Here is a 12,223-nt window from a genome sequence, read left to right as displayed (position 1 = left end):
GCCTCCGGGGAGGTGTCAGTCGAGGTCGTCGTCGTCGATCGACGTGTCGAAGTACGAGACGTGCTCGAGCTCGGGAGCGAGGGCGCGGGCGGAGAACGGCATCAGGCCGCCTCCATCCTCGCGTGCTCGGGGCGGGCCGAGGGGGCCTCGACGGGGCTGGCGGAGAACGCCTGCACCTCGGCGGCCGAGAGCGACTGGGGGCCGACCAGGCGACCCGAGACGGCGGCGACGAGCGCCTCGTGGGTGAGCGACCGGAGGTCCATCAGGCGGCCTCCGCCCGGAAGAGGTCGGCGAGGTCGAGCGGCTCGGTCGCGGGGAGCGCGAGGTCCGACCAGGTGGCTGCGGCGCCGGGGGCGTTCACGCGGCGACCCCGAGGGCGACGAGCATGCCGGCGACGACGGTGCCGCACGCGGCGACCGCCGAGGTCGCGATGACGAAGAGGGTGGCCTGGCGTTCGGTGGCTCGGATCTCCGTGAACGGAGACTGGCTCGTGATGCTCATGTCGTTCTCGTTCCTGACGGCCCTGCGCCGTCGTCGTTGCGGGCGGCCCGCCGTGAAGTCGGGCCGTACCGCCGTGAACCGGTACGAGGGAGATCGTGACACGATTTAGCTAGTCGAGCTAGTTAGTCCTCCTAGAGACTTCGCTTTCCGGACAAGCGCGTCGCGGAGCGCGCCGGGCGGCCAGCTCGGGCGCCCCCGGCGGGCGCGGCCCGGAGCGACCGCCTGACGGCGCCGGCCCCCGAGGAGGACACTGGGGGAGGCGGCAGCCCCGTCCCGCACCCGACGAACGGACCGAGCACCATGGCCATCTCCAACCTGCCCTACGACGACGGCGTCATCGTGCGCGCGGTCGCGGACGTGCCCGCACGCGACCAGTCGGTCTCCGACGTCCGGGTCGACTTCCTCAGCGACGACATCGGGGCGGGCGGCAGCGCCACGGTCACGGCGACCATCACCTGGTCGATCTCGGCGGCCGACGCCGTGTCGATCCTCGACCAGGCGCGCCTGCCGCAGGGCGCCTCCGGCCCCGCCGCCGAGAACGGCGCCCACGACCAGCACGCCGACCACGCCCCGCACGACCACGCCGTCGACGACGCGGCCGTGCCCGGCGCCTGAGCGGGGGCACGACCGTGGGCCACCTGATCTACGACCGCGGCACCGCCGAGGTGCAGATGGACGACCGTGTGCTGGCGCACCTCCAGATCGTCATGGTCGCCAAGCTGCGCCGCCACGAGAGCTTCGCCTTCTCGTGGAAAGAGCCCGCGGCGTCCGGTGACGGGCGCAGCACCATCTGGGTCTTCCCGACCGTGAGCCTGCGCTTCCGCTTCGCCGGCAGCCGCCCTCCGGCGATCAACCCCGCCTGGCTGAGGGCGCTCGCCGCCTCCGCCGACAGCGGCCCCGGCCTGCACGTGCTGCCCGAGCCGGTCTCGGCCACCGGGGCCTCGGCGCCGGAGGTCAGAGGCTGAGCTCGCGACGCACCACGCCCTCGGCGACCTCGCGGAGGCGCACCCGGTGTCGCCGGGCGTGGTCACGGATCAGCGCGAAGGCCTGGTCCACCCCCGTCTCGTGCTGGTAGGCGAGGAACCCCTTCGCCTGCTCGATCGTGACGCGGGCGTCGAGCGCCCGCTGCAGCTGGTCGGCGAGCTCGTCGCGGGCGTCGGAGTCGCGCTGCTGGAGCACGCTGATCGTCGCCACGTGGGTCATCGCCTGCAGCAGCACCAGCTCGACGTCGCTCAGGCGCCCCGCCTCGCGCAGGAAGACGTTCATGCCGCCGATGGTCCGGTCGCGCACCGTCAGCGGGATGGCGACGGCGGCGCGCAGGCCCGACGCCTCGGCCGTCTCGACGAACTCCGGCCAGCGGTCGACGACCCCGTGCACGTCCGGCACCTCGAGCAGGTGGCCGTCCGCGTAGGCGGCGACGCAGGGGCCCGACGCCGTGCCGATCTGCGCCTCCTCGACGTCGACGGAGCGCTCCGAGGTCGACGCGACGACGTGGAGGGAGCCGCCGGCGTCCGCCAGCACGACCGCCGCCTCGGAGGCGCGGGTGTGCGTGACGGTCGCCTGCACGAGCACGTCCATCGTGTCGATGACGTCGTGCCCTCCCCGGAGCGAGTCCGCCAGGTCGACGAACACGCGGGCCAGGTCGATCTCCCTCTGATCAGCGCTCATGCACCGACCCTACGAACGAAGACCGCGGCTCGCTCGCCGATGTCCGGTCACCGAACCGGGAGCTCCTGCAGCTTCGCCACCAGCGCGGTCTTCGTCAGGCGCGAGTACCCCGTGAGCCCCGCCGCGCGGGCGAGGCCGCGCAGGTGCACGAGGGTCTGGGCGTGCAGGTCCTCGCGGGCCTCGCTGCCGTCCTCGCGCGTCACGGTCGTCTCGTCGCTCGGGGGGAGCGGCAGGGCGTAGTCGACGGGAGCGGAGCCGGCGGCGGCGGCGGCTGCCGGAGTCGCGGTGCCGGCGGGCGCACCGGTCGCGTCGGCCGCCGGGCCGGACGTCGGCGTCGACGAGGCGCCCTGTGCCGTGGCCGCCGTGCTGCGCGACGCCTTCGCGGCGGCCTTCTCGACGCGTCGGGCGGCCTTCGCGGCGGCCTTCTCGGCCGCCGCGACCTCCTCGCGGGCAGCGTCGGCCTTCGCGGCCTTCTTCTCGGCGCGGGCACGGGCCTTCCGGGCGGCGGCGCGGCGCTCTTCGAGCTCGGCGCGCTGGGCGTCCGCCTTCTCGGCGCGACGGGTCGCGGCCTTGATCTCGCCCTTGACGACGACGAGCTGCTGCGCGAGGTCGTCGAGGCCCGGCCGCGTGACGGTGGTCAGCGCCGCCGACCGGGCGCGCGCCTCGGCGACGGCGGCCTTCGCGGCGCGCAGGGCCTCGCGAGCGCGGGTCTCGGCCTCGGCGGGCTTCGAGCCGCCCTTCGCGGAGCCCTTCGCGGAGCCCTTCTTCGTGGCCCCCTTGGCGGAGCCCTTCCCCGCGTCGGAGTTCTTCGGGGTCTTGTCGTCCTTGGGCACGGCGGTCCTTCCTCGGGTGGACGGCGCCGCGGGCACGGGCGCCGGGAGATCGCTGCGGCGAGTCTGGCACCGCGACCTGCGACCGGCCTCAGGTCGCACCTACCGCATCCGTCCCCCTCCCGCGATGTGGACAAGTCGAGCGCGAGATCGAGAGTTATCCACAGGGCTAGCCCTCGCCGAAAGTGCTGGTCACAGAGCTATGCGTGAATTACACCGGTGTGATTTCCACACCTTTGTCCCCAGTTGTCCCCAGTTCTCCACGGGGCGGGCGGCGTGTCGGCACAGGTTCTCCACACGTCATCCACACTCTGTCGACAACTCGTGACTCGGGTGCCGACGCCGGCCGGGGGTGGGCGACCCACGCGAGATGTCGCGTCCTGGGTCGTCACGGACTCCCAGGGCCCAGATCGAGTCACCTCGGTCGAGGGGCGGCCTCGCCTCAGTCGTAGACGCGGCCCAGCACCCACCGGCCCGCGGCGTCGCGCAGCACCTCGAACATGTGGGTCGTGCCGACCCCGTCGGTGGCCTGGAACCGCCACCCGACGAACTGCCGTGGCGGGTGCGTGATGAGCGCGTGCACGAAGGTCGGCTCGTCGAAGAGCTTCGTCGGCATGTCGGAGACGCGGTACCGCACCCCGTCGTGCACGAGCCGGTCGGGCACCTCGTCGACGAACCAGAGCGCGACGTCGGATCGGGTCGTGGAGATGTTCATCAGGGCCGCCTCTCTCGAACACGTGTTCGAACAGGGGTCGAGTGTAGGCAGCCCCTCCGACGGTCCGCAAGCGCTCCGGCGCGTCGCCCGCGGACACCGGCGCGTCGCGCCGAGGCACTCGGGAGCGCGCTGCGGCACGCCCTCCGGCGGGCCCTCCCTCGCCTAGCCCAGCGGCAGCCCGAGCGCCGTCGCGACCCCGGCGTTCGTGACGCGCCCGCCCACGACGTTGAGCCCGAGCGCGAGGGCCGGGTCCGCCTCGGTCGCCGCACGCCAGCCGTGGTCGGCGAGCGCCGTCACGTAGGGCAGCGTCGCCGCCGTGAGCGCCCGCGTCGACGTCTCCGGCACGGCGCCGGGCATGTTGGCGACGCAGTAGTACACGGCGTCGTGCACCGCGAAGGTGGGGTCGTCGTGCGTGGTCGGGCGCGACCCCTCGAAGCAGCCGCCCTGGTCGATCGCGATGTCGACGAGCACCGCACCGGCCTTCATGCCAGCGACCATCTCGTCGGTCACGAGCTTCGGCGCCGCGGCTCCGGGCACGAGCACCGACCCGATCACGAGGTCGGCGTCGCGCACCTGCGCCGCGATCTCCCACGGCGACGAGTGCCGCGTGGCGACGCGCCCGTCGAAGCGCGCCTCCAGGCTGCGGAGGCGCGGCAGCGACAAGTCGACCACGGTCACGTCGGCGCCCAGGCCGACGGCGGCGGCCGCCGCGTGCTCGCCGGCGACGCCCCCGCCGATCACGACGACCTTCGCGCGCGGGGTGCCCGGGACGCCGCCGAGCATGGTCCCGCGACCGCCGGAGGCGCGCATCAGGTGGTACGCCCCCACCGTGATCGACAGCCGCCCGGCCACCTCGCTCATCGGCTGCAGCAGCGGCAGCGAGCGGTCGGCCAGCTGCACGGTCTCGTAGGCGATCGCGGTCGTGCCCGAGGCGACCAGCGCCTCCGTCAGGGCCCGGTCGGCCGCGAGGTGCAGGTACGTGAAGAGCACCTGGTCGGCACGGAGGCGGGCGTGCTCCTCGGCGACGGGCTCCTTGACCTTGACGAGCAGGTCGGCGGCGTCCCACACGGCCGCGGGGCCGTCGACGACCGTCGCGCCCGCCGCGGCGAAGTCGGCGTCGGAGAGACGCGAGCCGAGGCCCGCCCCCGACTGCACGAGCACCTCGTGGCCCCGGCGCACCAGGGCGTCGACCCCGGCGGGCGTGATCGCCACGCGGGCCTCGTTGTTCTTGATCTCGGTGGGCACGCCGACGCGCATGGGGGCTCCGTCCGTCTCGCGGTCGTGTCGACGTCTCTGTCGGGTGACCGGGTGCCTCCATCGTGGCCCGTCGGCGACGCGGGGGCTACCAGGCGTACTCGTCGAAGTCGATGGCGGCGTCGATGCGCGCCCACTCCGTGGCTTCCTCCGGCTCGTGGGCCGCGTCGACGGGCTCGGTCGGCACCGACTGGAGGCGCACGACGCTCGACGCCGTGACGAGCACCGAGACCAGGCCGTGCGCGACCGTCGAGAAGTCGACGAAGTCCGCTCCCTGTCGGGCGACGGCCGAGATGCGGGCCTTGAGGGCGCCCACGTCGACCGAGGGGTCGAGGTGGTAGAGCTGGCCGTCGATGCTCAGGCTGGTGACGTTCACGGTGACCCCGTCCGGTAGAGCGGCCGAGGCCGCGTGTCCGCCGCTCCCGGGGTCCGGGGGAACGGTCTCTCGTGCTCCGATGGTCGCACGTCACGGGGCCCCGGCGACAGGGTCGGCGGTTCGGTTGACTCCGAGACCGGAGTGTGCAGGGAGCAGCGACGTGGACGACGAGATGGTGACGGCCGTGGCCGAGCTGCGCCGCGCCTCCTCGACCGGGGGCGACCTGGCCCGTCCGTTGCTCGGCGCCCTGCCCGTGACGGGCCTCTCCATCGCGACGATGGGCGACCTGCTGCCCACCGGGACGGTCGCCGCCACCGACGACCAGGCCGCGCGGCTCGACGAGCTGCAGTTCGACCTCGGCGAGGGCCCCTGCTGGGACGCCGTCGCCGCCCGCCGACCGGTGCTCGAGCCTGACGTCGCGGGCTCGCCCGTGCGCGTCTGGCCCGCGTTCTCGCGGGCGCTCGCCGACGAGCCGATCGGTGCCCTCTTCGCCTTCCCCCTGCTGCTCGGCCCGCTCGCGCTCGGCGCCATGGACCTCTGGTGCGACCACGCGCACGACCTGAGCGACGAGCACGCCCTCCGCGCCTCCGCCCTGGCCCGCGAGGTCAGCCGCCACCTGCTGCGCGCCGCCGTCCGCGAGATCGCCGACGAGCAGCACGACGACGCCGTGACCGACCGCTTCTCGCGCCGGCACGTCCACCAGGCCACCGGCATGGTGCTCGCCCAGGTCGGCGTCTCGCCCGAGGACGCCGAGCTGCTGCTGCAGGGCCACGCCTTCGCCACCGGGACGTCGATGCGCGAGGTCGCCGACGACGTCCTGGCCGGTCGCCTCAGCTTCGCCACACGCCCCACGGGCATCGAGGAGTCATCATGACGGAATCCACACGGGAGGCCGCTCTCGTCGACGCCTTCACCACCCTGGCCGACTCGCTCGTCGCGGGCTTCGACGTCATCGAGCTGCTGCAGTCGCTCGTCGAGACCTGCCACGACCTGCTCGACGTCTCGGAGGGGGGCATCCTGCTCGCCGACGACTCGGGCGAGCTCGAGGTCGTCGCCTCGACGAGCGAGGCGACCTCGCTCGTCGAGACCATGCAGCTCGACGCGGAGGAGGGGCCCTGCTGGGAGTGCTTCCGCACCGGCAAGGTCGTCTCGGTCACCTCGCTCGACGAGGGCGACGCCCGCTGGCCGCGCTTCGCCCGCGTCGCGCGCGAGCAGGGCTTCCGCTCGGTGCACGCCGTGCCCCTGCGCCTCCGCGAGACCGTGATCGGCACGCTCAACCTGCTGCGGCACGAGCCCGGCGAGCTCAACGAGCGCGACGTGCGCGTGGCGCAGGCGCTCGCCGACGTCGCGACCATCGGCATCGTGCAGGAGAGGACGCTGCGCGAGAGCACCGCCGTCCAGGCCCAGCTGCAGTCGGCGCTGACCACCCGCGTCGTCATCGAGCAGGCGAAGGGCGTGCTCGCCCACACGCACGACGTCAGCACCGACCAGGCCTTCGAGCTGATGCGGTCGCATGCGCGGCGCACCCGCACGCGCCTCGCCGACGTCGCCCGCGGGCTCGTGGAGCGGCGGCTGACGCTCTAGCCGTCGGCTCCTCCCTCCGGCCGACGACAGCGTCGGCGGCGCGCCCTACGCTGGCCGTCGTGGCTCCCTTCGACGACGACTTCGACATCCGTTCCTTCCCCGCCGCGCTCGAGCCGACCCCGGTCGCCGATGCGGGCGACGACGCTGACGGTGCCGAAGGCGACGCCGCGGGCGACGGCGCCGCGCCCGCCGACCCGCGCGCCGACGCCGACTCGACGGCCTGGACGCGGGCGGTCACCCTCGGCTTCCACAACGCTGAGCCCGACGCTGCCACGATCGGCCGCGAGACGCAGCGCGGCGTCGTCGACGGCCGGCTCTACACGGGCGTCTACGCGAAGGAGGCGCGGGAGGGCTCCCTCGCCGCGTCCGGAGTGCCCGTGGGCACCTTCGTCAGCCTCACCCGCTCGATCAATGTCGGCGGCGGGCGCCTCCTCGACGCGCACCTCGTCTCGGGCGTGACCGTGCAGCCGACCTACCGCCGTCGGGGCATCCTCCGCCGGTTGATGACCGACGACCTCGCCGCCGCGAAGGGCGCGGGCCTCGCGGTGGCCGCGCTGACCGCCAGCGAGGGCGTGATCTACCGACGGTTCGGGTTCGGGCCGGCCACCCGCGAACGCAAGGTCGAGGTCGACCGGCGCCGCGCCTCCGGCCTGCTCTCCGAGCCCGCGGGCAGCGTCGACCTGGTCGCCCGCGACGAGGCGTTCGAGGCGACGGCCCGCGAGGTCTTCGCCCGGTTCCACCGCCGCAGCCCGGGGTCGATCGACCGGCACGAGGGCGTCTGGTCGCACCGGCTGCACGGCGGCCGGCCGGGCGGCGTCTCCGACCCCGCGATCCGCGCCGCGGTGCACCGTGACCCCGCGGGCGCGGTCGACGGCTACGTCACCTACAAGCTCGACGAGGGCGCGACGACCGTGCTGATCGTCACCGACCTCGTGGCGGCGAGCGACGACGCGTACCTCGGCCTCTGGCAGCTGCTGCTCGAGGTCGACCTCGTCGACACCGTCCGCTACGAGCAGGCTCCCCAGGCCGACCCGCTGCTGCACGCGCTGGTCGACCCCCGCGCGATGCGCATCACCCACGACGAGGACCACGTCTGGCTGCGCGTGCTCGACCCCGTGGCGGCGCTGCAGGCGCGGCCGTGGTCGGCCGACGGGGTCGTCACGCTCGCGGTCGCCGACGCCCTGGGGCACGCGGCCGGCACCTTCCGGGTCACGAGCGAGGGTGGCTCGGCGACCGTCAAGCGCGCGGGCGTCCGCCGGGCCGACCTCGACCTCGACGTCGCCACGCTGGGCTCGCTCTGGCTCGGCGGCGTCGACCCCGTGACGCTCGCCGGGGCCGGTCTCGTCCGCGAGCGCCGCGCGGGCGCGGTGCAGTCGCTCCGGGCGATGCTCGCGCCCGACCGGCCGCTGCACGGCATCACCTCGTTCTGACGGCGGGCCCGGCCGCTCGGGCGGCCGGGAGCGCACACGCCGCCGTGCCCTGTGTGGGGGACAACGCTGGGTGCAGGCCGTGCACGCCCCGTACGGTCGGAGCATGCACTTGTCGCGCGCCGTCCCGCCAGGGTCGACGACCTCCTTCGTCCGTGCTCACCTGCCGGCCTCCGTCGCCGAGGCCCTGGGCCTCGCCGCGAGCCTGACCGGCCCCGGGCGGCGGGGAGGCGCGGTGCCCGCCCCCGGCACCGGCCACACCGCGGACCTCTGGCGCGCGCTGGCCACGCTCGCCGCCCACGACCTCTCCGCGGCGCGGGCGGTGGAGCCGCACCTCGACGCGGTGGCCGTCCTCGAGCAGGCCCGGGAGGCCGGGCAGGTGGCGCCGGCCGCCGCGGACGTCGCGGGCGCTGCGGGCGCCGCCGGCGTCGCGGGCTCGGGTGGCCGGGCCTCCGCGGCCGGGCCGGTCTGGGGCGTCTTCGCCGCCGAGGGCCCGGGGGTGCGGCTCGACGCCACGCGGGCTCCGAGCATCGCTGTCGACCCCGCCGACCCCGCCGACCCCGGCGCCCCCGCTGCCGGCGGCGCCGCGACCGCCGCCCCCGAGCGCTGGACGCTCACCGGCGTCAAGCCGTGGTGCTCCCTCGCCGGCCAGCTCGACGCCGCCCTCGTCACCGCCTGGGCGGGCGACGAGCGCCGTCTCTTCGCGGTCGACCTGCACCAGCCCGGCGTCGAGGTCGTCCCGGGCGCGTGGCACGCCCGCGGCCTGGTCGACATCCCCTCGGGCCCCGTCCGTTTCGACGACGTCGCGGCGAGCCCGGTCGGCGAGCCCGGCTGGTACCTGCGCCGCCCGGGCTTCGAGTGGGGCGGCATCGGCGTCGCCGCCTGCTGGTACGGCGGAGCGGTCGGCGTCGCCCGCACCCTCCACGCCGCGACCGTCGGCCGCGAGCCCGACCCCTGGCGGCTCCGCGCCCTCGGGGTGGTCGACGAGCGCCTCGGCGACGCGCGGCGTGCGCTCGCCGAGGCCGCCGACCTCGTCGACGCGGGCGAGGCCACCGGTCGCGAGGGGCGCCTCCTCGCCAAGCGGGTGCGGGGAACGGTGGCCCGCGCCGCCGACGACGTGCTCACCGCCGTCGGCCGGGCCCTCGGGCCCGCGCCCCTGGCGCTCGACGCGGCGCACGCCGCCCGCGTCGCCGACCTCGAGCTGTACCTGCGCCAGCACCACGCGGAGAAGGACGAGGCGTCGCTCGGCGGCGCTGTCCGCGAGCGGGCGCTCGACCGCGTGGCCGAGTCCGTCCAGCCCGCCGGCGACGGGGTCGACGCCGCCGGGGAGGGGGTGGACCCGTGGTGAGCTTCGACGCCCGCGAGCCCGGCACCTCCGTCGCGACGTGGGAGGCCGACCCGCGCCTGGCGGCGCTGCCGGCTGCACCGCGCCTCCCCGGCTCCCTGCTCGTGCTCGCGGCCCACGCCGACGACGAGACGCTCGGCGCCGGCTCGCTGATCGCCGCCGCCGCCCGGCGGGGGCAGCCCGTCACGGTCGTCGTCGTGACGGACGGCACCGCCTCGCACCCGGCGTCGGAGACGACGTCGAGCGCCGAGCTCGGCGAGGTCCGGCGCCGCGAGGCGCGCGCGGCCCTCGACGAGCTCGGCCCCGGGGTCCGGCTCGTGATGCTCGGCGTGCCCGACGGGGCCGTGCGGGAGCACCGCGAGGCCGTGCGCGACCGGCTCGTCGACCTCGTCGACGAGCTCGCTCCCTCCGCGGTCGTGTCGACCTGGCGCGGCGACGGGCACCGCGACCACCGCGTGCTCGGCGAGGTGGCGGCCGAGGTCGTCGCCGGAGCGCACCCGGCGCCCGAGCTGCTCGAGTACCCGGTCTGGATGTGGCACTGGGGCTCGCCCGACCACCCCGACGTGCCGTGGGCACAGCTGGTCCAGCTGACGGTGGACGAGGAGGCGCGGGTCGCGCGCCAGCACGCCCTCGCCCGCTACGTCAGCCAGGTCAGGCCGCTCTCCGCGCGCCCGGGCGACGAGGCGGTGCTGCGGCCGGAGTTCCTCGCCCACTTCGCCGCCGGGCGCGACGTGTTCGTGCGCTCCGTGCCCGCGGACGTCCCCGTCGACGTACCCGTCGCCGGTGACGCCCCCGCCGACGACGCCTCGCGCTTCGACGGGACGCACGCCGCCCGCGACGACCCGTGGGGGGTCACGACGCGGTGGTACGAGCGGCGCAAGCGCGCCCTGGTGCTCGGGGCCCTGCCCGACGAGCGGTACGGCGCGGTGCTCGAGGTCGGCTGCTCGATCGGCGTCGTGACGAGCGAGCTCGCCGCCCGGGCCGACCGGGTCCTCGCGCTCGACGTCTCGCCGGTGGCCGTGCAGCGTGCCCGCGAGCGGCTCGCCGACCGGCCGCACGTGCGGGTGGAGCGGGCCGACGCCTCCGAGGGGCTGCCCGAGGGGCGTTGGGACCTCGTCGTGCTCGGCGAGGTCGGCTACTACCTCGAGCCCGGTGCGCTGACCGCCCTGCTCGACGGCGTCGCCGCCGCGCTCACGGCGACCGGAACGCTCGTGGCCTGCCACTGGCGGCACGGGGCCGACGACTTCGCCCAGGGAGGCGACGAGGTGCACGCCGTGCTGGCCGCCTGGGCCGAGCGCGCCGGGCTGCGCCGCGTGGTGCAGCACGTCGAGGCCGACTTCCTGCTCGACGTGTTCTCGCTCGACGGCCGGTCCGTCGCCGAGCGGACGGGCCTCCGGTGAGCGCGCCCGCGCCCTGCGCCGTGCCCGCCGACGACGCGCGCGACCGGGCCTCCGTCGCGGAGCCGGCCCGCGACTCCTCGCCGGCCCCGGTCGTCGGGGTCGCCGTCGTCGTGCCGGCCCGTGACGAGCAGGAGCTGATCGAGCGCTGCCTCGCCTCCGTCGCCGAGGCGCGGCGTCGCCTGGCCGAGGAGCGCCCGGAGGCGCGGGTCGTCGTCGTCGTCGTGGCCGACGGCTGCACGGACGACACCGTGCGGCTCGCAAGGGCCGTGCCGGGAGTCACCGTGCTCGAGACCAGCGTCCACAACGTCGGGCTCGCGCGGTCGGCCGGCGTCGAGTGGGCGCTCGTGGAGCTGCGCCGGGGCGAGGGCCGGGGCGGGCCGGACGACGGGCCCGCGACCACCGCGGACCGCGTGTGGATCGCCAACACGGACGCCGACTCGCAGGTGCCGCCGGCCTGGCTGACGTCGCAGCTCGACGAGGCCGACGCCGGGGCGGACGTCGTGGTCGGCACCGTCCGGCCCGACTTCGCCGACCTCAGCCGGGAGCAGGTCGCCGCCTGGACGGCCCGCCACACGCCCGGGCGGCCGAACGGGCACGTGCACGGGGCGAACCTCGGGGTGCGGGCGTCGCGCTACGCGGAGGCGGGGGGCTTCGGCGACCTCGACCTGCACGAGGACGTGACGCTCGTGGGGCGGCTGCGCGCGGCGGGGGCGACCCTGCTGGCGTCGGAGGCGGGCGAGGTGCTGACCTCGGGGCGTCGCGTCGGCCGCACGCGCGGCGGCTACGCGGGCTACCTCGCGAACGACCTGCTCGCCTGAGCGCTGGCGCCGGCGCCCGGCGCCGCGCCGCGCCGCGCATCGAGGTGACCCTTCCTGGGCCTTCCTCCGCACGGAGGCCCCAGGAAGGGTCACCTCGACGTCGTCGCCCGGCGCGGTGCGGCTGGCTCGCTGCTGCGGTGGCCGGCCAGGACGTCGTGGTCGAGAAACGTCGTTCCACTCCGGAGTGGAGCAGCGGGGGTTGAGAAGACGTCTCCCCGAAGTCGTCCTCCACTCTGGAGTGGAGGAGCGGGACCGCGGGCGCTGTTCGCCCCGAGGGCCGTGCTCCACTCTGGGGTGGAGGAGCG

The 12,223-nt window shown here is 75.7% G+C and carries 15 protein-coding genes; 8 read left to right on the top strand and 7 right to left on the bottom strand.

What is annotated here, in order from left to right; all coding sequences use genetic code 11:
• Positions 1 to 101: 101 nt before the first annotated feature.
• Together IFT45_RS09440 and IFT45_RS09435 are read right to left on the bottom strand one after the other, a co-directional pair.
• Positions 102 to 263, bottom strand: coding sequence for a hypothetical protein (locus IFT45_RS09440; RefSeq protein ID WP_167261171.1), 162 nt, complete (start codon positions 261 to 263; stop codon positions 102 to 104).
• A 94-nt stretch (positions 264 to 357) separates the two neighbouring features.
• Positions 358 to 501, bottom strand: coding sequence for a hypothetical protein (locus tag IFT45_RS09435; RefSeq protein ID WP_156370189.1), 144 nt, complete (start codon positions 499 to 501; stop codon positions 358 to 360).
• A gap of 300 nt (positions 502 to 801) precedes the next feature.
• Between IFT45_RS09435 and IFT45_RS09430 the strand changes: the two genes are divergently transcribed.
• Complete coding sequence (locus IFT45_RS09430; protein ID WP_192127861.1) at positions 802 to 1,116, top strand: hypothetical protein; 315 nt, start codon at positions 802 to 804, stop codon at positions 1,114 to 1,116.
• Between the two features lie 14 nt (positions 1,117 to 1,130).
• The gene (locus IFT45_RS09425; RefSeq protein ID WP_185230893.1) at positions 1,131 to 1,466 is read left to right on the top strand and encodes an ATP-dependent DNA ligase; all 336 of its coding nucleotides are present in this window, start codon (positions 1,131 to 1,133) and stop codon (positions 1,464 to 1,466) included.
• Here IFT45_RS09425 and IFT45_RS09420 read toward each other — a convergent pair.
• From IFT45_RS09420 to IFT45_RS09400, 5 genes are all read right to left on the bottom strand, one after another.
• The gene (locus tag IFT45_RS09420; protein WP_167261173.1) at positions 1,456 to 2,169 is read right to left on the bottom strand and encodes a GAF and ANTAR domain-containing protein; all 714 of its coding nucleotides are present in this window, start codon (positions 2,167 to 2,169) and stop codon (positions 1,456 to 1,458) included. The genes IFT45_RS09425 and IFT45_RS09420 overlap by 11 nt on opposite strands.
• Positions 2,170 to 2,216: 47 nt before the next feature.
• Positions 2,217 to 3,002, bottom strand: a complete 786-nt coding sequence (locus tag IFT45_RS09415) for a hypothetical protein (protein ID WP_192127859.1) — start codon at positions 3,000 to 3,002, stop codon at positions 2,217 to 2,219.
• A 439-nt stretch (positions 3,003 to 3,441) separates the two neighbouring features.
• Entirely contained in the window at positions 3,442 to 3,714 is a 273-nt protein-coding gene (locus tag IFT45_RS09410) for a hypothetical protein (protein WP_056058532.1), read from the bottom strand.
• Between the two features lie 162 nt (positions 3,715 to 3,876).
• Complete coding sequence (gene ald / locus IFT45_RS09405) at positions 3,877 to 4,971, bottom strand: alanine dehydrogenase (RefSeq protein WP_192127857.1); 1,095 nt, start codon at positions 4,969 to 4,971, stop codon at positions 3,877 to 3,879.
• Between the two features lie 85 nt (positions 4,972 to 5,056).
• Complete coding sequence (locus IFT45_RS09400; RefSeq protein ID WP_056058539.1) at positions 5,057 to 5,344, bottom strand: hypothetical protein; 288 nt, start codon at positions 5,342 to 5,344, stop codon at positions 5,057 to 5,059.
• Positions 5,345 to 5,504: 160 nt separating this feature from the next.
• Here IFT45_RS09400 and IFT45_RS09395 point away from each other — a divergent pair, with 160 nt between their 5' ends.
• The 6 genes from IFT45_RS09395 (at position 5,505) to IFT45_RS09375 (ending at position 11,918) form a co-directional block, all read left to right on the top strand.
• Positions 5,505 to 6,218, top strand: a complete 714-nt coding sequence (locus tag IFT45_RS09395; RefSeq protein ID WP_307803230.1) for an ANTAR domain-containing protein — start codon at positions 5,505 to 5,507, stop codon at positions 6,216 to 6,218.
• Positions 6,215 to 6,928 carry a GAF and ANTAR domain-containing protein gene (locus tag IFT45_RS09390; RefSeq protein WP_185230901.1) on the top strand — a complete coding sequence of 238 codons (714 nt, stop codon included), beginning with the start codon at positions 6,215 to 6,217 and terminating at the stop codon, positions 6,926 to 6,928. The genes IFT45_RS09395 and IFT45_RS09390 overlap by 4 nt, the downstream gene beginning before the upstream one ends.
• Before the next feature lie 59 nt (positions 6,929 to 6,987).
• Positions 6,988 to 8,358 (top strand): GNAT family N-acetyltransferase, encoded by a 1,371-nt coding sequence (locus IFT45_RS09385; RefSeq protein ID WP_192127855.1) that lies wholly within the window; start codon positions 6,988 to 6,990, stop codon positions 8,356 to 8,358.
• Between the two features lie 103 nt (positions 8,359 to 8,461).
• Positions 8,462 to 9,703, top strand: a complete 1,242-nt coding sequence (locus IFT45_RS17150; RefSeq protein WP_244637877.1) for an acyl-CoA dehydrogenase — start codon at positions 8,462 to 8,464, stop codon at positions 9,701 to 9,703.
• Positions 9,697 to 11,100: a bifunctional PIG-L family deacetylase/class I SAM-dependent methyltransferase gene (locus tag IFT45_RS17145; protein ID WP_185230905.1), complete on the top strand. Its 1,404-nt coding sequence runs from the start codon at positions 9,697 to 9,699 to the stop codon at positions 11,098 to 11,100. The genes IFT45_RS17150 and IFT45_RS17145 overlap by 7 nt, the downstream gene beginning before the upstream one ends.
• Complete coding sequence (locus IFT45_RS09375; protein ID WP_371810942.1) at positions 11,097 to 11,918, top strand: glycosyltransferase family 2 protein; 822 nt, start codon at positions 11,097 to 11,099, stop codon at positions 11,916 to 11,918. Before IFT45_RS17145 ends, IFT45_RS09375 begins: the two co-directional genes overlap by 4 nt.
• Positions 11,919 to 12,223: the final 305 nt, after the last annotated feature.

Source organism: Frigoribacterium sp. CFBP 13707 (assembly GCF_014842245.1).
Lineage (GTDB): Bacteria > Actinomycetota > Actinomycetes > Actinomycetales > Microbacteriaceae > Frigoribacterium > Frigoribacterium endophyticum.
This window is presented reverse-complemented; position numbering and strand designations above follow the sequence as displayed.